This is a genomic window from Oceaniferula spumae (assembly GCF_042849255.1).
GTDB lineage: Bacteria > Verrucomicrobiota > Verrucomicrobiia > Verrucomicrobiales > Akkermansiaceae > Oceaniferula > Oceaniferula spumae.
In genome coordinates, this window is the sequence record NZ_AP026866.1 from 2,740,182 (window position 1) to 2,766,881 (window position 26,700).

At 53.5% G+C, this 26,700-nt stretch carries 25 protein-coding genes; 14 read left to right on the forward strand and 11 right to left on the reverse strand.

What is annotated here, in order from left to right; genetic code table 11:
• Positions 1-3 precede the first annotated feature (3 nt).
• The gene (locus ACSPJT_RS11330) at positions 4-1,059 is read right to left on the reverse strand and encodes a c-type cytochrome (protein WP_435892665.1); all 1,056 of its coding nucleotides are present in this window, start codon (positions 1,057-1,059) and stop codon (positions 4-6) included.
• Between the two features lie 10 nt (positions 1,060-1,069).
• Positions 1,070-2,047, reverse strand: coding sequence for a sugar phosphate isomerase/epimerase family protein (locus ACSPJT_RS11335; protein WP_435892666.1), 978 nt, complete (start codon positions 2,045-2,047; stop codon positions 1,070-1,072).
• Positions 2,048-2,052: 5 nt separating this feature from the next.
• On the opposite strand from ACSPJT_RS11335, the gene upp reads away from it, so the two are divergent.
• Positions 2,053-2,679 (forward strand): uracil phosphoribosyltransferase, encoded by a 627-nt coding sequence (gene upp, locus ACSPJT_RS11340; RefSeq protein ID WP_435892667.1) that lies wholly within the window; start codon positions 2,053-2,055, stop codon positions 2,677-2,679.
• Between the two features lie 106 nt (positions 2,680-2,785).
• Entirely contained in the window at positions 2,786-3,886 is a 1,101-nt protein-coding gene (locus tag ACSPJT_RS11345; protein ID WP_435892668.1) for a hypothetical protein, read from the forward strand.
• Positions 3,887-3,903: 17 nt separating this feature from the next.
• Here ACSPJT_RS11345 and xerA read toward each other — a convergent pair whose 3' ends face one another.
• Positions 3,904-4,812: a site-specific tyrosine recombinase/integron integrase gene (gene xerA, locus ACSPJT_RS11350; RefSeq protein ID WP_435892669.1), complete on the reverse strand. Its 909-nt coding sequence runs from the start codon at positions 4,810-4,812 to the stop codon at positions 3,904-3,906.
• A gap of 104 nt (positions 4,813-4,916) precedes the next feature.
• Between xerA and ACSPJT_RS11355 the strand changes: the two genes are divergently transcribed.
• Positions 4,917-5,477: a hypothetical protein gene (locus ACSPJT_RS11355; protein ID WP_435892670.1), complete on the forward strand. Its 561-nt coding sequence runs from the start codon at positions 4,917-4,919 to the stop codon at positions 5,475-5,477.
• Positions 5,478-5,492: 15 nt separating this feature from the next.
• Here the strand turns inward: ACSPJT_RS11355 and mnmA are convergent, their stop codons facing one another.
• Positions 5,493-6,620, reverse strand: coding sequence for a tRNA 2-thiouridine(34) synthase MnmA (gene mnmA, locus ACSPJT_RS11360; RefSeq protein WP_435892671.1), 1,128 nt, complete (start codon positions 6,618-6,620; stop codon positions 5,493-5,495).
• Between the two features lie 61 nt (positions 6,621-6,681).
• Here mnmA and ACSPJT_RS11365 point away from each other — a divergent pair, with 61 nt between their 5' ends.
• The 3 genes from ACSPJT_RS11365 (at position 6,682) to ACSPJT_RS11375 (ending at position 10,140) form a co-directional block, all read left to right on the forward strand.
• Positions 6,682-7,533 carry a hypothetical protein gene (locus tag ACSPJT_RS11365; RefSeq protein WP_435892672.1) on the forward strand — a complete coding sequence of 284 codons (852 nt, stop codon included), beginning with the start codon at positions 6,682-6,684 and terminating at the stop codon, positions 7,531-7,533.
• Between the two features lie 61 nt (positions 7,534-7,594).
• A complete protein-coding gene (locus ACSPJT_RS11370; protein WP_435892673.1) occupies positions 7,595-8,821 on the forward strand; it encodes an LL-diaminopimelate aminotransferase in 1,227 nt (408 codons plus the stop codon).
• Between the two features lie 146 nt (positions 8,822-8,967).
• A complete protein-coding gene (locus ACSPJT_RS11375; protein WP_435892674.1) occupies positions 8,968-10,140 on the forward strand; it encodes a hypothetical protein in 1,173 nt (390 codons plus the stop codon).
• 90 nt (positions 10,141-10,230) lie between these two features.
• Here the strand turns inward: ACSPJT_RS11375 and ACSPJT_RS11380 are convergent, their stop codons facing one another.
• On the reverse strand, positions 10,231-10,602 hold the full coding sequence (locus tag ACSPJT_RS11380) for a TM2 domain-containing protein (protein ID WP_435892675.1): 372 nt from the start codon (positions 10,600-10,602) through the stop codon (positions 10,231-10,233).
• A gap of 84 nt (positions 10,603-10,686) precedes the next feature.
• Between ACSPJT_RS11380 and ACSPJT_RS11385 the strand changes: the two genes are divergently transcribed.
• The 3 genes from ACSPJT_RS11385 to ACSPJT_RS11395 all read left to right on the forward strand — a co-directional run bounded on the left by ACSPJT_RS11385 (position 10,687) and on the right by ACSPJT_RS11395 (position 14,036).
• Positions 10,687-11,370, forward strand: a complete 684-nt coding sequence (locus tag ACSPJT_RS11385; RefSeq protein WP_435892676.1) for an MnmC family methyltransferase — start codon at positions 10,687-10,689, stop codon at positions 11,368-11,370.
• Positions 11,371-11,440: 70 nt separating this feature from the next.
• A complete protein-coding gene (locus tag ACSPJT_RS11390) occupies positions 11,441-12,841 on the forward strand; it encodes an efflux RND transporter periplasmic adaptor subunit (RefSeq protein WP_435892677.1) in 1,401 nt (466 codons plus the stop codon).
• Positions 12,842-12,875: 34 nt separating this feature from the next.
• The gene (locus tag ACSPJT_RS11395) at positions 12,876-14,036 is read left to right on the forward strand and encodes a hypothetical protein (protein WP_435892678.1); all 1,161 of its coding nucleotides are present in this window, start codon (positions 12,876-12,878) and stop codon (positions 14,034-14,036) included.
• Positions 14,037-14,195: 159 nt separating this feature from the next.
• Here ACSPJT_RS11395 and ACSPJT_RS11400 read toward each other — a convergent pair whose 3' ends face one another.
• The gene (locus tag ACSPJT_RS11400; RefSeq protein WP_435892679.1) at positions 14,196-15,242 is read right to left on the reverse strand and encodes a hypothetical protein; all 1,047 of its coding nucleotides are present in this window, start codon (positions 15,240-15,242) and stop codon (positions 14,196-14,198) included.
• A 167-nt stretch (positions 15,243-15,409) separates the two neighbouring features.
• Here ACSPJT_RS11400 and accB point away from each other — a divergent pair, with 167 nt between their 5' ends.
• A complete protein-coding gene (gene accB / locus ACSPJT_RS11405) occupies positions 15,410-15,862 on the forward strand; it encodes an acetyl-CoA carboxylase biotin carboxyl carrier protein (RefSeq protein ID WP_435892680.1) in 453 nt (150 codons plus the stop codon).
• 72 nt (positions 15,863-15,934) lie between these two features.
• Positions 15,935-17,296 (forward strand): acetyl-CoA carboxylase biotin carboxylase subunit, encoded by a 1,362-nt coding sequence (gene accC, locus ACSPJT_RS11410; protein ID WP_435892681.1) that lies wholly within the window; start codon positions 15,935-15,937, stop codon positions 17,294-17,296.
• Positions 17,297-17,405: 109 nt separating this feature from the next.
• Here the strand turns inward: accC and ACSPJT_RS11415 are convergent, their stop codons facing one another.
• The 4 genes from ACSPJT_RS11415 to ACSPJT_RS11430 form a co-directional block, all read right to left on the reverse strand.
• Entirely contained in the window at positions 17,406-18,389 is a 984-nt protein-coding gene (locus ACSPJT_RS11415; RefSeq protein WP_435892682.1) for a PEP-CTERM sorting domain-containing protein, read from the reverse strand.
• A 233-nt stretch (positions 18,390-18,622) separates the two neighbouring features.
• Positions 18,623-19,663, reverse strand: coding sequence for an Lnb N-terminal periplasmic domain-containing protein (locus tag ACSPJT_RS11420; protein ID WP_435892683.1), 1,041 nt, complete (start codon positions 19,661-19,663; stop codon positions 18,623-18,625).
• A 12-nt stretch (positions 19,664-19,675) separates the two neighbouring features.
• Positions 19,676-21,376, reverse strand: coding sequence for an esterase/lipase family protein (locus ACSPJT_RS11425; protein WP_435892684.1), 1,701 nt, complete (start codon positions 21,374-21,376; stop codon positions 19,676-19,678).
• A gap of 1 nt (position 21,377) precedes the next feature.
• Positions 21,378-22,112, reverse strand: coding sequence for a uracil-DNA glycosylase family protein (locus tag ACSPJT_RS11430; protein ID WP_435896199.1), 735 nt, complete (start codon positions 22,110-22,112; stop codon positions 21,378-21,380).
• A 91-nt stretch (positions 22,113-22,203) separates the two neighbouring features.
• Between ACSPJT_RS11430 and ACSPJT_RS11435 the strand changes: the two genes are divergently transcribed.
• The 3 genes from ACSPJT_RS11435 to ACSPJT_RS11445 are packed head-to-tail and all read left to right on the forward strand — an operon-like array spanning position 22,204 to position 26,003.
• Entirely contained in the window at positions 22,204-23,085 is an 882-nt protein-coding gene (locus ACSPJT_RS11435; RefSeq protein ID WP_435892685.1) for a CPBP family intramembrane glutamic endopeptidase, read from the forward strand.
• A complete protein-coding gene (locus tag ACSPJT_RS11440; RefSeq protein ID WP_435892686.1) occupies positions 23,085-25,409 on the forward strand; it encodes a tetratricopeptide repeat protein in 2,325 nt (774 codons plus the stop codon). Before ACSPJT_RS11435 ends, ACSPJT_RS11440 begins: the two co-directional genes overlap by 1 nt.
• A 6-nt stretch (positions 25,410-25,415) precedes the next feature.
• A complete protein-coding gene (locus ACSPJT_RS11445; RefSeq protein WP_435892687.1) occupies positions 25,416-26,003 on the forward strand; it encodes a hypothetical protein in 588 nt (195 codons plus the stop codon).
• 142 nt (positions 26,004-26,145) lie between these two features.
• Here ACSPJT_RS11445 and mscL read toward each other — a convergent pair whose 3' ends face one another.
• Entirely contained in the window at positions 26,146-26,553 is a 408-nt protein-coding gene (gene mscL, locus ACSPJT_RS11450) for a large conductance mechanosensitive channel protein MscL (protein ID WP_435892688.1), read from the reverse strand.
• Between the last annotated feature and the right edge of the window lie 147 nt (positions 26,554-26,700).

The following is a 26,700-nucleotide window of genomic DNA, read 5'->3' on the forward strand; positions in this document are numbered from 1 at the left end:
TTGTTAATTTTTGTTCAGAGACTTGATGTAGAGCAACAGGGCATCGCGTTGTTTGTCCTCCAACTGATAGGGCGGCATGTAGTTTTCCGGGTAGCCGCTGACAATCTTGGCGTTCGGGTCACGGATGGATTCTAATATGTAGGCATCATCGGCGATTACATTGACGCCTTTGATCTTACGTGTGCTGCCATGGATACCTAACAAGCTGGGCCCATGGCTCTTAGATCCATCCACCGAGTGGCACATGATGCAGCCCATCGCCTTGAAGACTTTTTCGCCACTGGCAGCATTGACTCCACTTGCGAGGAGCTTTTTGTTTTCTGAACCACGGTAGGTTTTCAGCTTGGTGCCGGTGATGGTTACTTCGATTTCCTTGGGTGAAATGGTCTTGGTTTCTACTTTGTTTTTGTCATCGCGATACTGAAGCTTCCCGCTGTCGGTCAGAAGTTTGAACTGCACTTGCACGTCCATCTCGCCAGCGGCCTTACTAACCATAGTTGCTATCCTGTGCTCGCCGATTTGGTAGAGGAATTGATAGTGATTTTTTTCAATACTGTATCCCCGAAACTTCAGCGGTTGATCCATGTCGCTAATGCTTGTGCCATTGATCGTCAGCGGGTGTTTGCCACTGGCTTGATAGATCATCGTGCCGACCAGCTCTGGAACATATCCGAAGGAGACCCGGTTGCCACGCTGCGGATCGCCCCAGTAGGGTGTCATATCCAAGAATCCATCCTTCCACGCGTAGAGCAATCGACACTCTACGGTGTCCCAACAGTAGGAAAGCTGCGGTCCATAATTGACGCCGATCGCTGCGGGCAAGCCTGTGTCAGGCAGATATTCACCTTTCACATCCTTGCCTATCTTCGGATTGTATTTGGGTGATTTGTAGCCGTGGTGATGTCGACCTAACACCGTGTCTCCCAGACCTGGGTCCGGCATGAAGGTGCGCATCAGCAGTGGTTTTTCCTGCGATCCCTGAGGGCGGTTGTTGTAGGTGAGGATCTCGGCGGTGGCAGAGCCAATAAGGGGGCAGAGAACGAGCGGTAAAAATTTCATGTTGGGATCCTTAGGCTTTGGTGGCTTGTTTTTCCAGATACTCCCGAACTTCCGTCGCCTGTTTCTCCATGTTTTTCCAACCGCACTCCATCGACATGGTTCCACGGTAGCCTGATTTCTTAAGAGCTGACAAGTATGGGGTAAAATCATCGCCCTTCATCCCTGGAGCGGTGCGTTTTTCTTTTTCTGCGATGTGGCAGTGGCGGATGTGTTTTCCGGCTTTGAGGATTTCATCAGGCGTTTCGCCATTGCACGCCGCGTGATAGAAATCGCAGACCATGCCCAGAGACGGATGGCCGACCTGATCGATGATCGCAGCACCTTCCAGCTGGGTATTGATAAAATTGGTTTCCTTTTTCCTGAGTGGCTCCAGCCAGACCTCTACGCCCTGTGCCTGCGCGAGTGGTGCCATTTTTTTCAGGAGTGCGACAAATTGGGCCTCGGCCGTTTTCCGATCGAATCCATCCGGAATGCTTCGTGAGCCGGAGCTGCCGAAGACGATGCCCTTGATGCCGATCTGTTTAGCACGCTGGAAGGTGATGTCGGCATGCTTGAGGACCGCTTCGTGGTTGGCCTTGGAACCGACTGATTTCAATGTCTTTGGAATAAAACTGTTGCAGGCATGAACGCGGATATTTTGATTGCGGATCTTGGCAAAGTCATCGGCCACCTCGGAGTCGGGCCGGTCTGGTTTGAGCAACCTACCCACGCTGTCCTCGATGTAGCCGTATCCGTGCTGTTTGAGCATCGCGAAGTTCTTGTAGGATGTGCAGACCCCATAGTCTGTAAGCCATGGCTGGTCGCTCTCAGCGCCAAACAATTTCCCAGCTCCCATCCAGGCCATTGCAGAGACACTCGCGCTTTTGAGAAACTGTCTTCGGGAGTGCTGGTGGGTGCTATTCATCAATACAGCTATACGTGCTTCGCCGGCAAAGGTCTTGCACAGAATTCCACCTTGATCCTCTGCAGCATTCACGACATTCTGCATTCATCGTGAATTACCACATTCAGCATCCTGTCATCGACGATCGCATGGCGCGACTTCGCCAGCAAGATTGTCCCACTTCCCAGTTCCGAACCTACGTTCAGGAGATCGCCCAGATGATGGTTCCTGATGTGACCGCAAATCTCTTCACTCTTCCTACTCAGGTTCAGACGCCGCTCGAAATCACCACCGGCAGGAAACTGGAGCGCGATATTATTTTGGTTCCGATCTTACGTGCCGGCCTTGGAATGTTAGAAGGCTTCCTTCGTTTGCTCCCTGAATCATCAGTGGCTCACATCGGTATGGCTAGGAATGAAAATACTCTCGACCCTGAGAGCTATTATTTCAATGCGCCAGTCAACCTTGCAGACGCAGATATCATCGTGCTTGATCCCATGCTCGCCACTGGTGGCTCTGCTAGTGCTGCGATCTCGGAACTTAAAAAACGGGGAGCCAAGCACCTGCGCTTTGCCTGTCTGGTCGCCGCGCCAGAAGGGCTTGAGCGCTTGAACTCCGACCACTCTGACGTGCCTGTCTACTACCCCGCTCTCGACTCTCGACTCAACGAGCATGGCTATATTTTACCCGGCTTAGGCGATGCCGGTGATCGGATTTTCGGCACCGTGCAGGGCTGATCAACTACGGATGCCAGATGCGGGAAATATCTACACCTGCACAGATCAGTCGCCTCACCGATATCCCTTGCTGTAAGGTCTTAATCTCCACTCTATGACCTAGCTTATGCCGCTCAAACCTCCACGCTCGATCATGTGCCTTGCGTTAGCTTTGCTCTGCATTTCGAGCACCTCCCATGCGAAAGAACAGGCATTGCCCGGAGCTAAGCAAACTGGGCCAGGCTGTGCGTTTTATGCCAACGTGCCGACACTCACGCGAGTCACCGGGGTGAACGTTGCAGATGGGTCTGCGGCTTCCAAATCATTCATCACCCGTGTCTATGGACTTCGGAAGGGAGATTTCAAGATCCGGACTTCGTTTGATAAGACCCTGTTCTTCGAGCTGTTTGGGATCGAGGCAAAGCCCTATGAAAAGTATCTCAGCGGCACGCGCCAGAGTGTTCTTCTGCAGGAAACCGAACAGATCATTGCGGATAAAATTCGGCCTGCACTGATCGGCGGATCTCATGTTTCTGCGCGTGTGATTGGTGACATCGGCCGACCTCATAACATTCTGTTAGTTTCGTGGAATGAGGGTAAGTTCCGCTATCACAATCCCACCACCGGTAGGTATTACAGCTCCTCCCAAGAACAACTGGCGAAGAAAATGCTAACCAAGTCCACACGCAAGCGTAAGATGGCACGTTCGAGTTACTACGTTAATTTTCTAACTGTTTCTGTGGCTAAAAGTCCGATATCTAATCCTTTGCCCATTTCCAAACTCCCGCGCAGTCTGCAGATCGAGCTAACAGACAATCAGTCAGCGGCTGTGCAGGAAGCTTTTCTTCCCAAGCAAAAACCTTCCGCTGAGATCAAGGAGCTCGACGATCTGACCGCAGCGTTTCCGAAAATTGGCTGGGTCGGTTTGCTCAAAGGTGACCGAAGAGTCGATGCCATCGAGCCATCGCTGAACGCGGAGCAACTGCGCGGCATCACCGAAATCGCCAGGCTTCGGGTCCACTGCTTGCACACCCGGCGGCAATCACTCGCGCCTGTCTTGATGATCAAAAATCGCCCTCACCTCATGGTAGCATACAGTGACCGGCCAGAAGCGGCATTCACCTTCTTCGATGGCAAGAAGATGGTCACACTCTCGCTCACTCAGACACTCGCCGAGCTTAAAAGGAATCATGCTCGATTCGGCTACATCGACCTCTCTGGTTTATAAGAAGCTAACAGACTACACTAATCCGCTCGCGGGTGTGCGGCGTCGTAAGCTTCGCGCATGCGCTCCTTGGTGACGTGGGTGTAGATCTGGGTGGTGGACAGTGAGGCGTGGCCTAACAGCGTCTGGACACTGCGTAAATCCGCACCGTAATCTAACATGTGAGTGGCAAAGGTGTGGCGGAGTTTGTGCGGCGTGACATCGAAGCCGATGTCAGTGGCGGCGAGGTATTTTTTCAGCAGCATCTGCACTGATCGGACAGAGAGGCGCCGCTTGGACGGGTCCTTGTTTTTATTGATGAACAGCGGGCCATCATGCACTGCGGCTTGCTGGCGGTATTTCTGCAGCGCGGCCATGGCGTGGGAGCCGATGGGCACGATGCGTTCCTTGTTTCCTTTACCGAACACGCGCAATGTCTCGGATAGAAAGTCCGCGTCTCGTACATCGAGTGCAACCAGCTCGGACACCCGCAGTCCACTGGAGTAAAATAGCTCGAGGATGGCGGCATCGCGCGTGGCCTGCCACGGCAGTGCTCGGGGATCGGGTTCCATTTTCAGCGGTATTTCCAGCAGCTGCTCCATCTGTGAGAGAGTCAGCACCACCGGCAGTTTCCGCTCCGGCTTCGGCAGCTGGATTTCCATCAGCGGACTGGCAGCCAGACCGCAGCGGTGGACTAGGAATTTGTAAAATGACCGCAGCGCAGCGAACCGAAGCCGGATCGTCGCGCGCGCCAGCTCCTGCTTCATCAGTTCAAAAAGATATTCTCGGAAATCATCGGCGGTGCAATCGCGCCAAGATTTGAAGGCATCACCGCGCCATTCCTCGAAAGAATTCAGGGCGTGGCTGTAATTTCTCAAGGTGCGCACCGATGCATCACGCTCGATTCTCTGGAATTCGAGGTAGGCGGCAACATCATCCTGTGAGCTCATTACTACGCAAACATAAACTAATTTAACCCAAACCAAACGCCCAAATCACCAAAGGTTTGAAATTCTTGCTACTTTAACACCCAAATGGGCGTATGATTACGCGTATGACGGTGCAAAATGCATTCCTCATCTTCCTGCTGTCTTTCTCCGGAATCACAGCTTGGTTGATGCTTCGCGAGCCTGCGAAGATCACGGTGGCTGACCACCGCGCGTCTGCGAGTGAGAAAAAAGAGAAAACCGATCGCGCCTCCTCCACTCCCACATCAAGTCCCGAGGCCAGCTCCGAAGCTCCCGATCGCACCCAGCTCGTCCGCAACAAACTGAGCAAGGTGATCATTCCCGTCGTTGATTTCAGGGAGGTTTCCATTGAGGAGGCGATCGATTTTCTCCGAGTGCGTGCGCGTGAGCTCGATCCTGATGTTGCCGCCCCTAGTTCCGGTATCAGCTTCGTCATTCGACATCCAAGAATCGATTCAGGCTCAATGGATGAAGAGCTTTCCGAACAGCTCAATACGGAGGCAACGGCATCCACTGTGGGAAATAAAACTATCAACCTCTACGCCGAAGAGGTCAGCCTTACTGAGGCGCTGGATTTGATTTGCGAAAAAGTCGATTGTCGCTGGGAAATCACAGACCACCACGTGGTGATTCTTCCACTTGATTAATACCAAGCGGCTATATCACTGCACGGATTCAAACACGCCACCACCTAACAAGGTACCACCTTCGTAGAAGGCACAGATCTGGCCCGGTGTCACAGCACGCTGCGGACGGACGAATTCCAAGGCGAGTTTTCCATCGTCGGTGGGTGTCACGGTAACAGGTTCACTCTTCGAGCGATAGCGCGGTTGGGCTTCGACTTTACAGACACCGGTGATGGCTTTGTTCACCCAGCTGACTGTGCCGACGGTGCATTTCTGCACGTAGAGACCAGGGGTGTTTTCCATGTCCCAGCCGACCACCAGCTGGTTTTCTTTGGCATTTTTACCGACTACCACATAGGCCATGCCGTCTCTGGGCGATGCCACACCGTGACCCTTGCGTTGGCCAAGGGTGTAGAGATGCAGTCCTTTGTGTTTCCCCAGCACCTTGCCATCGATATCGACAATGTCGCCCGGGCTGTCCGGCACATAGTGACGCAGGAAATCGCTCATCTTGACGTTGCCGATGAAACAGATGCCCTGACTGTCTTTTTTACCGGCCACGGGGAGGTTAAATCTTTCCGCGACTTCTCGCACTTGCGGTTTCAGCATTTCACCACAGGGGAAACGAGCGCGGACGGCTTGCTTCTGCTCCATCAGGGCAAGGAAATAGCTTTGGTCTTTATTCGGGTCGGCGCCACGGAGAATGTCGGCGCTACCATCCGAGCGCTCGCGGCGACGCGCGTAATGGCCAGTGCCCACTGCTTCGAATCCCTGCGAGAGAGCGTAGTCGAGAAATACGCCAAACTTCATCTCGCGGTTACAGTAGACGTCAGGGTTCGGTGTGATGCCTTCTCGATATCCTTTCAGCATGTAGTCGACTATGCGGTTACGATACTGATCGATCAAATCCACGACTCGAAATTCGATACCCAGCGTCTTGGCTACCGCGTGGGCGTCTTCCACATCTTGCTCCCACGGACAGTCGCCGGCGATGCCGTCCTCGTTGATCCAGTTTTTCATGTAGCCGCCCGCGACCTCATGCCCCTGCTCCAGAAGCAGGGCGGCGGCCACGGCGGAATCAACACCACCGGATAGTCCTACGAGAATTTTCGACACGCCGAATTCATAAACTCGAAATACCAAAGGCCAAATACCAAATGACATTGTGACCAATAAATCCTGAAAAATTCTGTCAATTCAGTCTGAAAAAAGTTACCTCGCGTGCATGTCCGACACCACCTCAACCGATCCAGGCCAAACCAAGGCCAAGGACAAAGGACAATTCTCCCCATTTGCCGGATGCTCGATTTTCATCATCGCGGGTGTCCTCGCGGCGAGCATGATCGGTTTCACATTCTGGATCGGAACCCGGGTGGAGAGTACCATCGAGGGATTCACGACGGAAAAGCCAAAGACGATTGAGCAAACCGACCTTCAGGGCAAGGAAACTGATCAGGTCGCTCTCAAGAGTAAACTGGTCGCATTCCGTCACAAGATGGAGGCACAGAAGAAGGGTGAGATGACTCTGTCTGCCGAGGAAATGAACCTCGCCATCGCTACCTTTGACATCCTCAAACCGCATCGTGGAAACCTGCATGTCACCGAGATCACCGATAACGGAATCTCCGCGCAGATTTCCAATCCGATCAACTCGAAGATGTCTAACATTCTCTCCAAGGATAAAAGTTACCGTTACCTCAACGGCACGATTTTGATCCAGCCGGAGCTGGTCGAAGGAGCTGTCTTTCCCCGCATCACCACCATCAAGCCTGAGGCCGGTGGCTCCGTGCCAGAGGAGTTCATGCAACAGATTTCAAAGACCCTGCTGCTACCTTTCAAAGACGATAAAGAAGTCGGTCCGATCTTTAACCGTATCTCATCGGTGGAAATCCAGGGCAACACCCTGCTGCTGAAAACCGATCCGGAACATGAGGTCTCCGGTGCTCCACCGACAGATACCCAGCCTATGATCGAGCGACTGATGAAAGGCTTCGCTGTCGTCGCGGTGATCTTCCTCGCCATCGTCACAGCCATCATCATTCTCTCCCGCCGCAAGGCTAGCCAAACCCAATCTTAATCGCTGCAGCGATCGCACCCATCCAATTTCCCAATCTCAAAAACCAACTTCCTATAACATCATGAACATCAACGAGAACTTCCTCAAACTCAAAGCCGGATACCTGTTCCCGGAAATCGCCCGCCGTGTCAATGCATGGACCGATGCCAACTCCGATAAAAAAGACCGCCTGATCCGCTGCGGTATCGGTGACGTCACAGAGCCACTTCCACTGGCTGTTAGAGAAGCCATGCACGCCGCTATCGATGAGCAAGGCGTGGCTGAAACCTTCCACGGCTACGGCCCCGAGCAGGGCTACGCTTTCCTGCGTGAAGCCATCGTTGAAAACCAGTTCGAGGGACTCAATATCGCCGCGGACGAAGTCTTCATCTCCGATGGATCGAAATGCGACACTGGCAACATTCTCGACATCTTTGGTCAGGGCAACAAGATCGCCATCACCGATCCGGTTTACCCCGTCTACGTAGATACCAACGTCATGGCCGGCAACACCGGTGAGGCTGACGCAAACGGAGCCTACGAAGGTCTCGTCTACCTCCCCTGCACCGCCGAGAATGGTTTTGTCCCTGCGATCCCCGATGAAAAAGTCGACGTAATCTACCTCTGCTACCCTAACAACCCTACCGGCACTACCGCTACCCGCGAGCAGCTGGAAGCCTGGGTAGCCTACGCCAAAAACAACGGCGCACTCATCCTCTATGATGCCGCCTATGAAGCCTTCGTTCAGGACTCCTCCGTGCCACGTTCCATCTTCGAAATCGAAGGTGCCCACGACTGCGCCATCGAATTCCGCTCCTTCTCCAAGAACGGCGGATTCACTGGCGTGCGCTGCGCCTACACCGTGATCCCCAAGACACTAACAGCCAAAGCCTCCACCGGTGAGGACGTCAGCCTGCACTCCCTCTGGAACCGCCGTCACGCCACCAAGTTCAATGGCGCGTCCTACCCCGTCCAGCGCGGTGCCGCCGCTGTTTTCTCTCCTGAAGGAAAGGCTCAAGTCTCCGCACTCATCGAGCACTACATGGGCAATGCCGCCCTGCTCAGAAAAGCCTGCCAAGACCTCGGACTCACCGTCTTCGGCGGCGAGAACGCACCTTACGTCTGGGTGCAGTGTCCGGAAGGTGTCAGCTCCTGGGACATGTTTGACAAAATGTTAGAAGAAGCCCAGGTGGTCATCACCCCCGGTGCTGGCTTCGGTGCTGCTGGTGAGGGATACTTCCGTATTTCATCATTCAACACCCGCGAAAATGTTGAGGAAGTCTGCCGCCGCATTGCTGCTATTTCCTAACTAACAGATCACATTATTTCTCAAAAGGCGAGGTCCTGCACCTCGCCTTTTTTGTGCCCTCGTCTCCGGGCCATCTAAGAAAAAAGCACCGTGGTGCGTTGCTACTATAGAGGCTGATTGATTCAGCCTTGTAACAACCACTCACTATGTCACTTCACGCTCAACTATCACCGGAAGCTATCGCACGTCTGCACGCTCAGCAGCGAAACTCCACCATTTCCAGCATCTTGATTTCAATCTTGGTGGTGGTGCTCGCTGGTATTGTGCTGCTTTACATCCTCTTGCCTCAGATCGAAAGCTTCACGCCTGAAATTGTCTCCTACCAGACCGGCCAACAAGACAAGGAGATTATCGAAAAGCGCGAAATCGCCCGCGCGGTTCAGCGCCAGCCATCCGCTCCATCTTCCTCCATGGCCAAGGTGATTGCCGCCAATGTCGCGTCACCTGTTGCCATCCCTGTGCCCGACACGGTGGTAGACAGCCCGTCTCTCGAACTTGGAAATGGCGACGACTTCGGCGATGGCTGGGGTGACGGATGGGGAGTGGCCGGAGGCAGTGGTGGCGGGTTCGGATCCACCAGCAAGCTGGACGGAACGATCACTGGACATCTCTACGATTTCAAACAAAGCCCGGAAGGAGAGGCTTTGTCCGACTATAACATCCAGAACCGTGCGCATTTCACGGATCGGATCAACAGACTCCACCGCAGTCGTTACAGCGACCTTAGTCTGGATCGCTATTTCCGCACCAAGCAGCCGCTGTATGTTCGCTACATCGCCATCCCCTTTTCCAATGCCAGCGACGGACCGCGGTTCTTCAATGCTGAGAAAGAAGTCAAACCCAGCGGCTGGATTGCTCACTACCATGGTCAGGTCGTTGCACCCAAGAATGGCACATTCCGCTTCGCTGGAGCTGGTGACGACTACTTGTCCGTCACCGTGAACAAGAAGTTCCGTCTTGTCGCCGCTTGGTCAGATATCATGGACACGGTAGCTGTTCGAGGAGCCAATGCCACTCAACACCCTAACCACCGCAGCCCGATCGGCACCGCTCCTCTCACCTACGGAGATTGGTTCACAGTTCGCAAGGGGCAGGTTCTTGATCTCTCCATCACTCTGGGAGAGCGCCCGGGTGGTAAAGTCGGTTTTGTTCTCATGCTTGAGGAGAAAGGCGTCGATTACCGCACCACTTCATCTGGTCAGCCGGTGTTGCCGCCCTTCAGCATGGGACCACTTTCGCCTCAAGACGTCGCGGATTTGAAAAAGTTCCCTGGCTGGGAATGGGAAACCGAAAACGTGCCAGTCTTCTTAGCAAAGTAATCATCTGTTTCTGATCTGGTTAATAACACAAAAAACCCCGACGGATATCCGACGGGGTTTTTTGGTGAAATGATTCGATGTAGTCCGGTGTTAGAACCAGGGTTTCTTGTTGGTGATGTAGGTATTTACGAAGTCTTGATCGGACTTGGTCAGGTAGATGATACCTTCGATCAGACCGACGATCGCCACACCCATGGAGCCGAACATAGTTACACAGCCGACGAACGGGATAAAGTTACCGATGAAGCAGGTGCCTCCGATCGCCGCCATGATGATGCCCTCGTTTTTGTATCCGAGAATGAACTTGTGAACACCAAAGCCACCGAGAACGATGCCCAGTACGCCGGCTAAAATCTTCTTATCCGCACCGGGAATCTGACCCTGAGGTGCAGGATTTTGCGCTGGTGGCGGTGTGGCTGGAGCCGGAGCATCAGCAGGTGGTTGTTGTTGATCGTCTGACATAACTATCCTATACCACCCAAAACGCAGCTAGCGCAAGAGCGAATCAAAAGATCGTTTAACTTCTCTGCACCATTCATTTTTCTCATGAAGCCTTACATTAAAATCGCCGAAACCAAAACTCCGGAGGGCGAACCTCTGGAGCTTATTGAACACGACGGCACCTACATGATATGCTCTAACGGTGAGCAGCTGATGACCAGTTTCTCCCACGGTTCCGAGGAAACCCTCGCCGAGCTTGCTTGTTCGCCATTTGGTCCTGTCAACCAACCCAAATTTCTCATCGGTGGCCTCGGCATGGGATACACTCTTGCTGCAGCCACCCGCTCGGTGACTAAAAAGCGTGCCCAGTTCGTCTGCGCGGAGCTGACTCAGGCCATCATCGACTGGAACCAAACCCATCTCGCCCACCTTAACCCCGGGCTTCTCGACGACGAGCGGATCACCATCAAGCTCGGACCAGTCCAGAAAGTCATCCGTCAGGCCAACGGCGAGTATCATGCCATTTTGTTAGATGTCGACAACGGCCCTTCCGCCTTCCACGGCAAAAATAACAACAACCTCTACACTCTCAACGGCCTCCGCGAGATCCAGAACGCGCTGAAAGGCGGTGGCATCCTCGCCGTATGGTCCGCGCGCAGCGACAAGGCATTCACCAAAACACTCCAGAAGGCTGGATTCGATGTCAGCGAAAACGCCGTGGCAGCAGCACACAAAGGCAACAAACGTCGCACTCACACCATTTGGCTCGCTCGGAAGAGAAATTATTAGACAACCAGCTCTTCGGAGCCGCTTCCATATCACCTGTTTTCACCAACGCTTCACTTTGACTACCTATCCTATGATCCGCACTGCACTGTCCACCCTCTGTCTCACCAGCATGCTCGCTGGTTTGAGCATCGCCGATGAATATTCCGTCACGGAAAAACCCTTCAAGAAAGTCACCACCCTCAGTGGCGTCTTCCTCCCGACCGCCTCCACTTCCGTGAGCATCAATCCTGAGGTCTGGACCGATTTCACCGTGACCTCTCTTGTTCCCCAAGGCACTATGGTCAAGAAGGGCGATACTCTGATCGGCATCGATACCCAGAAGCTGGATGAATACATCGCCAAGATGGAAAAATCGCGCACCATCGATCGGCTCAACTTGGCAAAAGCCAAACAAGAATTGGCTCAATTGGAAATCACCACCCCGCGCGGACTTGAGAACTATGCCCGCGCTGAAAAGGAAAATGATGAAAACCTGAAGTGGTACACCGAAATCGGCATGCCGCTCAGCATCGAATCCGCCAAACGCAGCATCAAAAGCGCCGAGCTCAATCTCGCATTCCAAAAAGAAGAGCTGAAGCAGCTCGAGAAAATGTATGCCGAGGATAACAAGACCGAGGAAACCGAAGAGATCATCCTTATCCGCACTCGCAACTCCGTGGAACGCGCTGAGTTTTCACTGAAGGCCACTAAGATCGATGTCGCCAAGACTCTCGAAACTGAGATCCCACGCAAACTCAAAACTTACCAGCTCGCAGCCGAGAGCAGCCGGATATCGAATGCCGATGCCAAGGTCAGCTTGCCACGCGCACTGGAACTGAAACGCCTTGAGGTCGCCAAAGCTGAGATCGACGACACCGATGCCGAGGAGAAGCTTGCCAAACTGAAAGCCGACCGCGCCATGATGGACATCAAGGCACCTGCTGACGGTCTCGTTTACTACGGCGACATGGACGATGGTCGCTGGACCCCCGCTTCCGCTGTGAAAGTGCTCAAGATCGGTGGTAAACTGCCAGCTAGCCTGCCACTGCTCACCTTCATTCCTGCGAACACGCCACAGACACTTTCCGCCTTCATCCAAGAGGCTAATCTCAGTGCTCTTAAGAAAGGCGACAAAGGCCAGGCGATCACTCACCTGAACCGCTATAAAAACCATTCGGTCACCATCGACTCAATCAGCGGTTATCCTGAAACCGATGGCACCTACCACGTCTCACTCACACTCGACGATGCGAAAAGCGTTTCAGCTGTTCCTGGCATGAAAGCCACCGTGCGCGTGATCACCGGTAAGGAAGCCAATGCCATCACCGTGCCTGCCGACTACCTCACTCGCACCGACGAAGGTGGCTACACGGTGAAACTGAAACTTGCCGATGGTAAAACAGAAAACCGCGAAGTCAGCATTGGTAATTCTAACAGCGACACAGTCGTCATCACCAAAGGCCTCGAAAACGGCCAAGTGATCGTGAAGTAAATTCCGAGCTTTTCACACACCAAAAACAATCATCGTGCGTCCCGTCATCACCATCCTCTGTCTTCTCACTGCCTCTACCACTGCTGAGGTGAAGCCTGCAGAAGTGGCAGCCGGCGACGCACCGGCAAAGACGGCCGCTGCCGAGGTTAGTATCGAGCAAGCGATCAACAAAGGCGCGGATTTTCTGGTCAAGCACCAGAACAAAAACGGCTCCTGGGGCAGTGCCCGCCGCACCAAGGGGCTGAACATTTTCGCTCCTTTGCCCGATGGCCACCAGGCCTTTCACACCGCCAGCTCCGCACTGGCACTACACGGTCTGTTAGAATGTGGCGATCAAAGACCTGCCACACTCGCGGCTATCGAAAAAGGCGAAGCCTGGCTGCTATCCGTCCTGCCGCTGCAGCGCAGTATTAACCCGATGGCCACCTACAACATCTGGGCCCACTCTTACGGATTGCGCGCACTCGCCTCACTCTATCGTCATCACGAGGATCCAGCGAAGCGTGCCGAGTACGTGCGTCAGGCAAAAATCCAAGTTGCCAAACTCGCCCGCTACGAAGACGTCAACGGCGGCTGGGGATATCTGGATTTTGAAGGCCACACCGCCAAACCCTCCGGCATGCCAACCAGCTTCACCACAGCCACCGCGGTCTTGGGCATGAAGGACGCCGCCACCACCATGGGTTTCGAGCTTCCGCCAGTGCTGATGAAGCGCAGCCTGGCAGCAATGGTGCTGCAGCGCACAGGTGACTTTTCCTACGTTTACTCACGAGACCACCGCTACCGTCCACGGGTGCCAATCAATCGACCCGCCGGATCGCTCGGACGCTCCCAAGCATGCAATGCCGCTTGCCGTGCACTGGGAGATGAAAGTGTTACGGACGAGGTCCTACTGACATGGCTCGACCGTCTTTTCGAACGCAACGGCTGGCTGGACATGGGTCGCAAACGCCCGATCCCCCATGAAGCCCCCGCCCAGGTCGCCGGCTACTTCTATTTCTACGGCCACTACTACGCCGCTGATTGCATCCACATGCTACCCGAAAAAGATCAAGGCCCGTGGAAACAAAAACTCGCCGCCCTGATGATTACCAAGCAAGAGGAAAACGGCAGCTGGTGGGACTATCCACTTTACGACTACCACTACGCCTACGGCACCGGCTACGTTCTGGCTATTCTTGGTAAGTGCCGGTAGGGCAGATTGGCCCAATCTGCCGGACAACGCCATTCACCAGCCCGTATGGAAAATGGCGCTCGAAACGATTCGTCTCTCAACAAGTTGTCGGCATCCCAAGTGAACACAGCGTGCTTGGACTGACTATCCCCAAGCCTGTCGCCAGCTTAAAAAGCAAGCCTACCTGTTTCGCTTTGCGTAAGAAAACTGGCGACTGCCTAACATGAAATTGATGTGCTCGCGGGTCAGTTCGCCCATGGTGATGCACTTATCAAAGGCAGTGGTTTCGTGGATTTTCCCCAGGTCCTCGCGAAGCTGAATCACGTGCTCCGGTGGGGCGAGTTCTTCGCGCGCCATGGTGGTGAGCAAGGCTTGCAAGCGACGTTTTTCCACGCTGGCCCTGCGTGACATTTGTGTGCGTTCCTCCTCGGCATACTGCGCAATGGTTTTGCGATTCATCTCGCGGAAACTGAGACGGGTGACGTCCTTGTTACTGTCGAAGTGATAGGCCATGTAAGTCTTGCCCCTGCCTTGGTAGGACTGCTGGTCAAAGTCGATTGGACGAACCCGATACTGTACCTCCTCAAAATCTGGAGTGACATCGACGACGTAGTTGACCGAACGCATGTCGCCTAACAGGCGGATGAAACAACGCTCGTTAAACTTCACAAACTCCTTCGCGATCCTGACCCGGTTGACGTTCTTTTTCTGCAAGTATTCCTCCGCAAATGCATCACCGGGGATGCCGGCGATATGTTCCTCGATGAGGGTATTGCCGCGGCAGAGATAGTTAATTCTGTTAGGAGAAAGGATGTGCTCCAGCTCGAGGCCGTAGAGCCGTGAGGCATCGCAATTTTTCACGTAGTAGTAGTCTGAGTTATCGTTGTACTGATTGGTGATCCGGATTCGGAACGGGCGGGAATTCCCGAACTCTCCGAAATCGATGCGATCCACGATCAAGTGCTCATGGTGGGCGCTATCTCCGCCGATTTTGAGCTCGGCATAGATTTGTGTCAGCTGCGGACGAAGCTCCATCATCACCTCCTGCGAATACATCACCGTGAGCCATAGGGTTTCCTTCCCAGAAGGATCCTCATAGGGAATGGAGCCGGAAAATCTCAGCAAATCATCGTAAACCAAGGGGATTTCCGAATAGCGGCCAAAATGGTAGAGATACTGCCCGAGTGAGGCACTTACGGGGTAGAAGTTCTTGCGTCGGGAAATCATCGCCATCGTGTCATCAGGATGGCAGTAGCAATGGATAAACGCAAGACCGCATGAGGGCTTGACGCTCGGCGGGCATAGCAAGTAGTCTTCGAATCAGATATTCCCAGCGGCGCACTCACAGTGTGTCGGACCTCTCTTCATCATAACCATTAGCCAAATAAATAACCGTGGACCTCAAGGAAATTCGTAAAATCGTAGAGCTCATGAACGAGCATGAACTGTCCTACTTCCACCTCGAAGAGGAGGGTGTGAATCTTAAACTCAAGAAAGGACAAGACATCGTTCAAATCGCCCAGTCTGCGATGCCAGCCGCCGCCCCTGCGCCCGCAGCACCAGCCGCAGCAGCCCCGACCCCAGCTGGTGAAGCTGCCGCTCCTGCGGCTGATGGAAATGAAATCACCGCTCCCATGGTTGGCACATTTTACTCCGCACCATCTCCTGACTCCCCTGCCTTTGTCAGCGTCGGTGACACCATCAGTGTCGGCCAGACTCTCTGCATCATCGAGGCCATGAAGGTCATGAACGAGATCAAATCTGAAACATCAGGAACCGTCACCGCAATCATTGCCCAAGACGGCGAACCTGTTCAGTTCGGTGACGGCCTGTTCCGCGTGCAGTAATTCACGTCATTCGGTTATTCTGTGAATCGGCACACACACTTGCCCGGTTCATCAAATCATCCCATTTCCCAAATGTTTAACAAAGTTCTAGTCGCCAACCGTGGGGAAATTGCTCTCCGTATCATCCGTGCTTGTCGCGAGTTAGGCGTGTCCTCCGTGGCCGTCTACTCCGAGGCTGACATCGACTCCATGCACGTTCAGCTCGCTGACGAGGCCGTCTGTATCGGACCTGGCCCCAGCAAAGACAGCTATCTCAAGCCGGACCGCATCATTGCAGCCGCTGAGATCACTGGAGCTGACGCGATCCATCCGGGATACGGGTTCCTTTCCGAGAATGCGCGCTTTGTCGAAATCTGCGACAGCTGCAACATCAAGTTTATCGGGCCCTCAGCTGAGGTGATCCGCCGGATGGGCGATAAGAACACCGCTCGTGCCACCGCCGTTGAATACGGTGTGCCAATCACACCTGGCTCAGATGGCATTCTTGAGTCTGGCGAACACGGCCTGAAGCTCGCCAAGGAAATGGGCTTCCCTGTCATGATCAAAGCCACCGCAGGTGGTGGTGGTCGTGGTATGCGTCCCTGTTTTGAAGAAAAGGACTTCATCTCACTCTACGATGCCGCCAGCAAGGAGGCGATCGCCTGCTTCGGCAATGGCGAGTGCTATCTCGAGAAGCTGGTGCTCAAGCCGCACCACATCGAAATGCAAATCATCGGTGACACCCACGGCAATTTCATCCAGCTGGGTGAGCGTGACTGCTCAATGCAGCGCCGGAACCAAAAGATCATCGAGGAGTGTCCCTCAGCCCTCATCAGCGATAAGATGCGCAAGGATATGGCCGAGGCATCTGTTAACTTGATCAAATCCATCGGCTACGAAAACGCCGGCACCATCGAGTATCTTGTGGATGAAAAAGCGGAGAATTTCTACTTCATGGAAATGAATACCCGCATCCAGGTGGAGCACCCAGTCACCGAGGAAGTGATGGGCTGTGAACTGATCAAGGAGCAAATCCGCGTCGCCGCTGGTGAGCCACTTTCATACCACGTGCTAAACACCATCCCACGCGGGCATTCCATTGAGTGCCGGATCAACGCCGAGGACCCCTACAACAATTTCTGCCCAAGCCCTGGAACCATCAAGCTCTGGTACACACCAGGCGGCAAGGGTGTGCGGGTCGATACCCATGTCTACTCCGGCTATACCGTGCCACCATACTATGATTCGATGATCGCCAAGCTCATCGTCACCGGTGCCACACGTGAAATTGCGATCGCCCGTATGAAGCGTGCGCTTTCCGAATTCAAGATCGAAGGCATTAAGACCACGATTCCGTTCCAGCAAGAAATCATCGATCACGAGGACTTCAAGAATGGCAAATACGGCATCGAGTGGGTCGCTGACTACATGAAAAGCAAAGGCCTGCAGCCATAGAGTATGAACGGCGGCGAGAGATCGCCGCACTCAAAAGCGACCACCAAATAAAACGAGCCACACAAGGAATGATCCCCGGTGGCTCGTTTAAAAATCGATTTTGGTTCGCTTATGCTCTGCGGCGGCGGATTAGCAGGGCGATTCCGCCAAGGCCGAGAAGCGCCGTCGATGCTGGCTCTGGGACAAGACTGGCTTCGGTAAAGCCCATGTCTTGAAGCATAGCTACCGTAAGGGCATCAATATCTCTGAGATCCAAACCCTCAGCAACAGTAGCCTCGTGATTCATCATTTTGGCATTGGCTCCTGTAAAGAAGTCGGTGTCCAAGTGTGAGCCGGAGCTGCCATCTACCCACGCAGTAGGTGAGTAAAGGGGAACTGGATTTCCTCCATTGAGGGCCATGGCATTAGCTCCATAGAAATAGAGCCCGGCTCCGGCAGGTGATGTCCCGGTTCCACCGACCGATGCTGTGTTCCAACGCGAGCCATCCAGAGCAAAACTTCCGTCGATGAGAGCACCAGTTCCATCTCCCACAAATTGGTCGAAGGGAGCCCAAATGGCAGGGTTACCTGGTGAGGTGCCGTAACCATTGATGCCGGACTGGGTGATATCGGAGGAGACTCCCACCGCGTGCAGCAGTTCATGCATCGCCGTGGAAATGAGGTCCATTTCGCCTGGCTGGAAATCATCGCCAGCTTCCCACATGAAGTCCTCAAAGTTCCAATCCACCTTGCCATCGGCCGTGCCCGGGCTTGGGTCAACGCCTCCGAGAATCTTAATCCCCACATCGCCACGCCCGTCGAAACCAGGGCCGCTCGGGGTGAAATTGAAATTCGAGCCTGCGGAAGCAAGTGTTGTATCGTTGGTCTGGCTGCCATCGACATCAATATGAACATCTGCGTTGTAAGCTGAGAAGATGGCTGCCACCCGGCTTGCAGCTTCCTCTAACCCAGCTCTCCTAGCGGCTCCTTCGGTGGGATCATTAAAACCTACACCCACATCGGTGTAGTTGAATATGAAGTTCACCGCTCCAAAGGAAGCCGGTGCTTGCAAGATCAAGGCTCCAATCAGAGCACTACGTCGTATATTTTTCATTGTTATTTAAGGTTTAAATCTTGTCGGCCTCCCTGAGGATAAATCGCAAAGCTTTCTTCTCAGATAATCAGATGCTGTCTATCAGAATCAACTTTGTCCATTTCTTTATCAGCATCGACCACAATATCCTCAAAAACAGTGACTAAGGCATCGAATGGGTAGCTAACTACATGAAAAGCAGAGGCCTGCAGCCATAGATTATGAACGGCGGCGAGAGATCGCCGCGTTTGCTCTCACATCCCTGCACGACCCTCGCGGATGCGTTGGCTGAAATCGACACTGTCATGGAATTTCTGTGCCGCTGGATTAATGTAGGCTCTTTTTCTGAGTTCATGGAATGGTAGGCCGCCATCTTTGAATTTGTTATGCTCGTAGAGGTATTCGTCTAACAATCCGTTGACTAACATGCGGATATCAAATTTTCCCCGCTGATCTTCGGGTAATCGATCGCGCAGGCTGGTGGTGCAATTGGAATAGATGACGTTGTAGAATCGCGGTTTCTTCGCGAGGTCATTCTGAACCTCTAGAGCACCCACAAAGAGATTTCGGGCTTCATCCAGTGGCATGTTGATACGGTAGATGTAAACCGCCTCGTCGCGCACGCTTGCTCTGAGACGGACGCAGTCTTCTTCAGTGGCGAAGATGTATTGCAGCTCGAACATTTTGTAGAGTCCGCCGACCACGGAGAACTCCTCATTCTCCTCCCGGCGAGTTTCCACCGTCAGGCAAATTCGGCCGTCCGGCCCAAAGTCAAATGACAGCAGAGGGTGGCCAATGCGATCGCCTCCAAAGGTCGTGTGAAACAAGTCCATGCTCCGCAAATTCGATAAATGCACGGTGCGAGTTTCCCATCGTTCAGTGGCTTCACCCTCACGCGTGTAGCTGAAGTTCCGGACGTTTTTCAGAGTCACCACATCGCCTTCACGCTCAGAGTAGCCAGTTCTGGCAAACTCAGGGGCCCACTCACGACCGTTGGACGGCTTCACAAATGCTCTGGGCACAAGAATCACGGCAACGGCCACTCCACAGAGAATCACCCGCTGTTTTCTGGTTTTGAATTTCCTCCAAAAATAGACCCCTAGCCCGAGCCATAACATCGCTAACAGGCCATTCCAAAAACCACCTGATTTGAATGGCCCGTCATAACAGATCATTCCCCAATAATAGAGAACAACCAGTGATGCTAACAACACCAGCAATGCCAATCCGGTCTTCGTAAGCCATCGCTGCCATTTCGGCTTTTCGGCCGATGACTTTTTCAGATTTTCACTCATCAGCTCCACGGATTATCGGCGACTGAGGTTCGCGTGTAGGATGCGTCTCAGCTCTTGGATGGCTTTGGGGTTGGCATGGGCGCTGTGGCCTGAGGGCACGATGACTTCTGATTTGGCCCCTTCGAGATGGGAGCTGCGATACGCCACTACCCCGTCCGAGCTGTCTGGGGTATCACCCCTGCCCCGGTCTCCGATGATGGAGTGATAGGGAATGGAGGACACGATCGGACTCGAGCGAATCAGGCCCAAGGCTGGATTGTTATTTCGTAACGACCTAACACCATTGGAAAGATCATCGTCCAGTAGAATGGTTCTGCCCAGAGCGGTCAATGACCGCGCAGCGTCCACTGGGTCTAACTTCAGCACTTTTTCCGGAATCTGAATCAGGGAAATAACGATTCGTCCGATCCAACCGTTGGCCATCTGACTGCCACGGTGGGGGGTGGCGATGAATACCGCACGATTCAGCATGCTCGGAAATGGAGTTTCCAGCAGCACCGTGTAATCGGCCTTCACTTCCTTCCTCAATTTCGATTTTGTCAGTGGAATGTTAGAGATCCTTTTCCAAGTAGCATCGCCGAATTTTCTCACCTGCATGCTGGTTAGCAGGCCGCCCATGCTGTGTCCGATGATCACTGATCGGGATGCCACATCTCCCGCGCCCATATCATTGTAGAAGCGCTGTAGCCGGATAAGTTCCTGCTTAAGCGCGCTGCCTGTGCGTCGGATGGGTAAACCGGTGGGATAGTAAAATAGGTAGACCTGATATCGGCTGCTAATTTCCGGGTCCTCCAGTAGTCCATTGAGGGTCACACTCCAAGTGGTGGGATCAGAAACCAAGCCGTGAATGAGTATCAGCGGTATCTTCCGTTCGTCGAACTTCTGCGTGGAATACAACCCCATGTTCTTTTGATAACGGACTGGGTAAAACACTCCGCGAATATCCTCGATCAACCCTCGCTCACGCGCTTTGTCCAGGCTGACCGCCATGGGTGCCGTTAGATCTTTGGCCAATGTTCGTTCTTCACCTAGGAAGCGAATTTTTTGATTCACCGTGCTATCAATGGCTCGGAACCTTGCGGCACCCTTGCCTGGGAAGTCGACCACCACCGTCACCGGCAACTGCAGCCCGTTTGTGTGGACGAAGGTGTCTTCCTTCGAAGAGAGTTTGGCGTTAGGCACATAGTTGGCCACCATGGGCGCACCCACACCAGGACTGACTACGCGCTTGTCCCAGCCCTTCAGTTTCAAGCTGTCGGACGGAATCACATCTTTGAACTCCAGGAGATTCATTTCCCCCCGCTTGGAAGCCGCACGAGAGATCTTTGGGTATTCGATACGATAACGCTCAGTGTGCCCAGACACCTCGGACAACTGCGGGTTACCCACTAACAAATCAGCTGCTCGGGCTACGGCATGATTATAGAGGGGTAGTAAATCCTCCAGGTTACTCTTGGTAGAAATCTCAGCGGCCTCCAAGTATAGCCCCACCGCCTTGTCCGGTGAGTCTGGAGTCATGGCTCTTGCTTGAGTAATCAGCTGATAAGCCTGACGGTATCTCTGGTAGCTCGCCTCCTTCGGGTGAACCGATTCCAATGACTTTGGCAAAGGCTGCACCGGCCGATCCATTACACGGATCGCGTAATCGCTGCATTGGGTGAGGAGTAAAATTCCCGTGACTGCCGTCGTAGTTCGTAAAAATGTTTTCATCATACTATTGCCACACCTCCATTTCTAACAGCTGTTTCTCAGCCTGCGGCTCCCACCCACGGTTGGCGATGGGTGATGCTGGTGAAGGATGCAGAATCTTACCTGTTTTAAAAGTCTTGTCGGGAAAGTATTCCTTCACGGTCTCGATAAGTTTTTTCTCCGCGTAGGCCCCCACCCCGATCAGCCACTCTGGCTCCATGGCACCGATGACTGCGGCAAGATGTTTGCGACAGGCTATTTCCACGGGTTCCATTTCTGCCTTGGGAAGTTTGTCTGGGGTGATGTTTTTTCCGGTTTCACCCATCCAGACCAGCGGGCAGTAGTTGACGACGAAATGGTCTTTAAAAAAGGCCTTCGCCTCGGGGAATTTTTCTGAGAACAGACCCCAGAGTCTTCTGCCGCTGACCTCGGAGCGCTCGCAATCGAATCCTACCACCTCGCGCTTCGGGTGTTCAGGATCCGGCTTTTGCACTGGGCCTGAAATACCCATCCAATCGCGGACCGCAGGGATTTCTCCGAACGGCACGCCCGTTTGCGCCATGCCCCAGGGTCCAGGGTTCATTCCGAGCATGATCACACGTTTTTTCCCGCTGCCATATTTCTCCAGATACTGGCGATGGGTCTCCCATGCGTATTCGGTAGGTAGGTAAACATGACTGACCGGATCGGCAAACCGCAGTGGTTTCAGCTCCTTGGTCAGCCGTGAGGCGGCATCGATGATCGCTTTGGCGTCGGGCATGCGCATATATAACCCCAGTCCGATCAGGTGCAATCCTGCAAACTCAGCACTGGTAATTGCCGCCGCCGCTTCTATTGTGCTCCAGCAATTCATGTTTGACCTTACACAAACCGTACTCATCGCCTCGTTTGCGCTCTGCCTACTTTCCATGGTAGGGGCCATTCCCTTAGCAGCCTACATGAGGCGGCAGTCACAGGGGATCGGCTGGAATTACCGTGGCATGGTGCGCACGGAACCACTGAATCAACTCGATTTACTAGGTATCGCCCTGCTGACCGGGCTCTACACCCTACAGTGCGCATTCAAACTCCCTCAGGTGATCGATTTTCTCGTCTCCACCGGCCTGTTGTCGCAGACGGCGACTGAAACACCGGACCAAATCCAGCTAACACCCGCTGTGCTCACAGCTGGTATGATCAGTCAGGCGGTTCCGGGCATGATCGTCATCGTCTTTCTCGTATTCCGCCAAATCAGCGTCGTGGAGTTCTTCGGGCTGAAATGGAAACACGCTCCATACTTGATTCTGCTGGCACCCTTCGCTGCGGTTTTTGTGCAGATGATTTTTGTCGGTATGGAAATGGCTGGTTACTCGACCATGATCCAAGAGATCTTTGGCAAGGCTGAGAAACAGGAAATCGTTAAAATCTATCAGGAAACCAACGCAGTATCCATACGTGTGTTGTTAGCCATTGCGGCAGTGGTCATTGCTCCTCTGGTGGAAGAGACGGTCTTCCGTGGATACATCTACCCGGTATGCAAGCGCTACACCGGACGGATCATCGCCACCTTTGTGACCTCGTTGTTTTTTTCCGCTGTACACTTTAACATCCCCGCCCTGCTGCCACTGTTCATACTCGCCATTCTCCTGACAATTGCCTATGAACTATCAGGCTCCCTCTGGGTCCCGATCTCCATTCACGCCTGCTTCAATGGGTTCACATTGCTCGTGCAGGAACTCCAGCCACCTTCATAATGATTTCCCGATTGTTCCATTCCGGCCGCCCACTAGCGATGTCTTTCGCAGCGGCTTCTTTATTTTTAGTCTCATGTGGTAAGGAAGAATCCAAGCCTGATGAGAAACAGTCATCTGACCAGACGGGCAACATCTCTAAAAAACACGCTGATGATCCGGCACTGCACGACCAGCTGGCTAAGCTGCCAGGTCAAAATGCCATCTCCAGCAAATGCATGGAATGCCACAAGGACATTCATCACCACTGGCAGAAGTCCCAGCATGGCCAGGCGAACCGATTGCTCAACATGGCATTGGACAGCAAGGCGTTCACAGATCAAAAACTCGATACCTCTTCTGAAAAATGGAAGTTCACCCTCGACGATGGTAAACCTGTCGTCACCGCCAATGGTAAGAGTTATCACGCCGGCATGGCGATCGGTGTGGATCCTCTGATTCAGTATCTGGTTTCCTCCAAAGGTGGCCGCTGGCAGACACCGAACGCCGCATGGGATCCCAAGAAAAAAGAATGGTTCGATGTCTTCAGCGATGACATCCGGACCTCCGCTGACTGGGGTCACTGGAGTGGCCGAGGCATGACCTGGAACACCCAGTGTGCCTTCTGTCACATGACCGATTTCCACAAGAACTACGACATCGCTACCGATAGCTATGACTCGAAGTGGAAGGAAATGGGCATCGGTTGCACCCAGTGCCATGGCGATATGGCCGAGAAGGCAGATGCAGACACCGGCTGCCTGATTGATCTCGCAAAACACAAGAGCATCACCAAAAACCACCCCGAACGCGTCATCGAAAGCTGCGCCTCCTGTCACTCGCGCCGCGGTGAGTTCGACGATAATTTCCACCACGGTGAGAAGTTCGGCGATCACTATCAGCTCCAACTCCCCACCATGCCCCAGCTTTACTATCCTGACGGGCAAATCCGCGACGAGGACTATGTCTGGACATCGCTCCGCCTCTCTAACATGGGTCACAAAGGCGTCAACTGCATGGACTGCCACGATCCCCACACCACCAAGCTGAAGATGCCTGTGGCTAACAACACGCTCTGCATGTCCTGCCACGCCGGCGGATCCAACGGCCGCGTCGAAGGTGCCATCGTCATCGACCCAGCTACCCACACCAAACACTTCGGCATCGGTGAGCACAACGGCATCGGCTCCGGCCACTCCTGTGTGGATTGCCACATGACTCACACTACCTACATGGGTAGAGATCCACGCCGAGATCACGGTTTCCACGTTCCTGATCCTCAAATGACGAAGGAACTCGGTATCCCCAATGCCTGTAACAAATGCCATGAGGACAAAGACACCGATTGGGCAATCACTTGGACCAATACCTGGTTCGGCGATAAGATGCATACTCCGGAACGGAAACGTCAACGTGCCCGCACCCGCGCCATCGGTGGAGCATTCAGCGGCAGACAGGAAAGTATTGATGATCTCCTAGCCGCCTACGCCAATGAGAAGAACCCCGCGTGGCAGGCATCCTTGCTTCAAATCATGCAAGCCTGGGCCACTGACGCCCGGGTTCAGCGCATCGCCCGCGAAGGCGTGCACAGCAAGGACTCACTCGTGCGTGCCTCCGCCTGCATGGTTCTCGAGTTTGGCACCGACAACGGCCCTTGGCTCGAGCCGATGCTGAACGACCCGGTGAAAGAGGTCCGCATGGCTGCCGCATGGGCAATGCGCACTCGCCTCTCACTTCGCTCTGAAGTGCGTAACGAACTGGAACACTCGCTCGCCTTCACCGCTGATCAGCCTGCAGGTGCTATGCGCACCGCCACCTTGGCGATGGATTCGAATCAGCTGGAAAAAGCTGAGCTCTGGATGCAGCGCGCCGTGACCTTGGATGAGACTTCATCTGCTGCCAGGGAAGCATTCGCCGTGCTGTTAGGACAACGTGGCAAACCCAAAGAAGCACTCGAGCAACTTAAGATTGCCGATAAACTATCACCCGACAACGCGCGTTACTCCTACCTGATGGCACTCACCTACGCGGAGCTCGGCCAGAAAGATAAGACTGAGGATCTACTTAAGAAGGTCGTCAAAATCGACCCAGGCAATGATCGCGCCCACTACAACCTCGGCCTGCTTCTGGCGGGTCAGGAAAAAGTGGACGAAGCGATCATCAGCATCCTGCGCGCCGAGAAAGTCAACCCGACCACACCTGACTACCCCTACGCGCGGGCTACCCTCCACATGCGCAAGGGAGATAAAGCCGCCGCCTTTGAAGCCTGTCGCACCGCTCTTGGAATTCAGCGCGATCACCAACCATCGATCCAGCTGCTGCGTCAGATTGGTAATCCTAACCAATAGCCTTTCATGGACCACGCCACAGCTCCCGTCTTACCGACCAACAGCTTTGCCAGGCAGCTGCGTTACTGGGCGATCCACTGTGGCCTGACGGCGATTCCAAGTTTCTGCATTGCGCTGACCCGCTTTAACAGTCCCGGAGAAATTGCCGCCATGATCTGTGGCATTCTAACCTTTGTCTTCGGTTATGCCTTTCTCACCTCAGCTGGTTTTTACACCAAAATCCACAATGGTTTGCTCGGTAAAGCAGTCAACTGGGGAGCCCGCATCCGGATGATCATCTCGCTGTGCTCCATCCCCTTGCTCTTCAGCTTGATCGGAAAATCGGAACCCACAGAGGAAGTTCTGTTTGTGCCTGATTTTTGGTTCGGTTTTATAGCTCTCCTTATTTTCTCCCAGGCCGCCATGATCTTTGGCGTGCAACATTTCCGCAGCAACACCGGAGAGCATCTTAATTTCTTAGAGGCATACGCGGTTACCGTTATTGAGGGTGTATTGATTTCCTTCTCCTTGGTCCTCATCGCCTTTATCTCGCTGGTGTTTCTCAACTACAAGCGAAACCGCCAACGGCTGCCCTCGGACTTCATCCCAAGATAGGGCGAGTTCGGTGAGTGCGAGTTGCTTTGGATGATTATTCCTTGGGTTGTCGGCAAGTTGCAAACTTGCCCTACTTTAAACCAAAACGACCTGCCGTTTCGGGCAGGTCGTTAGAGATAATGGTTGTTTGTTAGACGAAGAATTACTTCTTCAGAAGGTCGCGGATTTCCTCAAGCAGCACTTCTTGTTTCGGTGGTGCTGGAGCTGGTTTTTCCTCTTCCTTTTTCTTGGTCATTTTTTCGACGTACTTGACCATGACGAACAACGCGAAACCTACGATGAGCAGGTTGATGGTGTTGTTAATGAAAACACCGTAGGCAACGGTAGGGCCAGCTTCTTGAGCGGCCTTAAGGTTTTCATAAGAACCTCCGTCCATGGGGAAATACATCTGGCTGAAATCAGGCAGCTTGAATAGCCCACCGATGATTGGCATCATGATATTGTCGACGAGGGACTTGACCACGAGGCCGAATGCGCCGCCGAGGATAATACCGACAGCCATGTCAAAGGCGTTGCCTTTGATGATGAATTCTTTGAAGTCTTTTAACATAGTATTTGGGTTGGGTTGTTAGTGTGTTGGTTGGGGAACCAGCTGAAACCTGCGTTGTTTCATAGTATCTATCATTATTTATCCCAATAGATCAAAGCAAATTTATAGTCCATTCCGTCACAGCTTTCTGTTCATATGCGAAAAAAA

Bases quoted from the DNA above. Each gene is read 5' to 3' on its own strand.
- ACSPJT_RS11330 (WP_435892665.1), bottom strand. From the start codon at position 1,059: ATGAAATTTTTACCGCTCGTTCTCTGCCCCCTTATTGGCTCTGCCACC.
- ACSPJT_RS11335 (WP_435892666.1), bottom strand. From the start codon at position 2,047: ATGCAGAATGTCGTGAATGCTGCAGAGGATCAAGGTGGAATTCTGTGC.
- ACSPJT_RS11345 (WP_435892668.1), top strand. From the start codon at position 2,786: ATGCCGCTCAAACCTCCACGCTCGATCATGTGCCTTGCGTTAGCTTTG.
- xerA (WP_435892669.1), bottom strand. From the start codon at position 4,812: ATGAGCTCACAGGATGATGTTGCCGCCTACCTCGAATTCCAGAGAATC.
- ACSPJT_RS11355 (WP_435892670.1), top strand. From the start codon at position 4,917: ATGACGGTGCAAAATGCATTCCTCATCTTCCTGCTGTCTTTCTCCGGA.
- mnmA (WP_435892671.1), bottom strand. From the start codon at position 6,620: ATGTCATTTGGTATTTGGCCTTTGGTATTTCGAGTTTATGAATTCGGC.
- ACSPJT_RS11365 (WP_435892672.1), top strand. From the start codon at position 6,682: ATGTCCGACACCACCTCAACCGATCCAGGCCAAACCAAGGCCAAGGAC.
- ACSPJT_RS11370 (WP_435892673.1), top strand. From the start codon at position 7,595: ATGAACATCAACGAGAACTTCCTCAAACTCAAAGCCGGATACCTGTTC.
- ACSPJT_RS11375 (WP_435892674.1), top strand. From the start codon at position 8,968: ATGTCACTTCACGCTCAACTATCACCGGAAGCTATCGCACGTCTGCAC.
- ACSPJT_RS11380 (WP_435892675.1), bottom strand. From the start codon at position 10,602: ATGTCAGACGATCAACAACAACCACCTGCTGATGCTCCGGCTCCAGCC.
- ACSPJT_RS11385 (WP_435892676.1), top strand. From the start codon at position 10,687: ATGAAGCCTTACATTAAAATCGCCGAAACCAAAACTCCGGAGGGCGAA.
- ACSPJT_RS11390 (WP_435892677.1), top strand. From the start codon at position 11,441: ATGATCCGCACTGCACTGTCCACCCTCTGTCTCACCAGCATGCTCGCT.
- ACSPJT_RS11400 (WP_435892679.1), bottom strand. From the start codon at position 15,242: ATGATTTCCCGACGCAAGAACTTCTACCCCGTAAGTGCCTCACTCGGG.
- accC (WP_435892681.1), top strand. From the start codon at position 15,935: ATGTTTAACAAAGTTCTAGTCGCCAACCGTGGGGAAATTGCTCTCCGT.
- ACSPJT_RS11415 (WP_435892682.1), bottom strand. From the start codon at position 18,389: ATGAAAAATATACGACGTAGTGCTCTGATTGGAGCCTTGATCTTGCAA.
- ACSPJT_RS11420 (WP_435892683.1), bottom strand. From the start codon at position 19,663: ATGAGTGAAAATCTGAAAAAGTCATCGGCCGAAAAGCCGAAATGGCAG.
- ACSPJT_RS11425 (WP_435892684.1), bottom strand. From the start codon at position 21,376: ATGATGAAAACATTTTTACGAACTACGACGGCAGTCACGGGAATTTTA.
- ACSPJT_RS11430 (WP_435896199.1), bottom strand. From the start codon at position 22,112: ATGCCCGACGCCAAAGCGATCATCGATGCCGCCTCACGGCTGACCAAG.
- ACSPJT_RS11435 (WP_435892685.1), top strand. From the start codon at position 22,204: ATGTTTGACCTTACACAAACCGTACTCATCGCCTCGTTTGCGCTCTGC.
- ACSPJT_RS11440 (WP_435892686.1), top strand. From the start codon at position 23,085: ATGATTTCCCGATTGTTCCATTCCGGCCGCCCACTAGCGATGTCTTTC.
- ACSPJT_RS11445 (WP_435892687.1), top strand. From the start codon at position 25,416: ATGGACCACGCCACAGCTCCCGTCTTACCGACCAACAGCTTTGCCAGG.
- mscL (WP_435892688.1), bottom strand. From the start codon at position 26,553: ATGTTAAAAGACTTCAAAGAATTCATCATCAAAGGCAACGCCTTTGAC.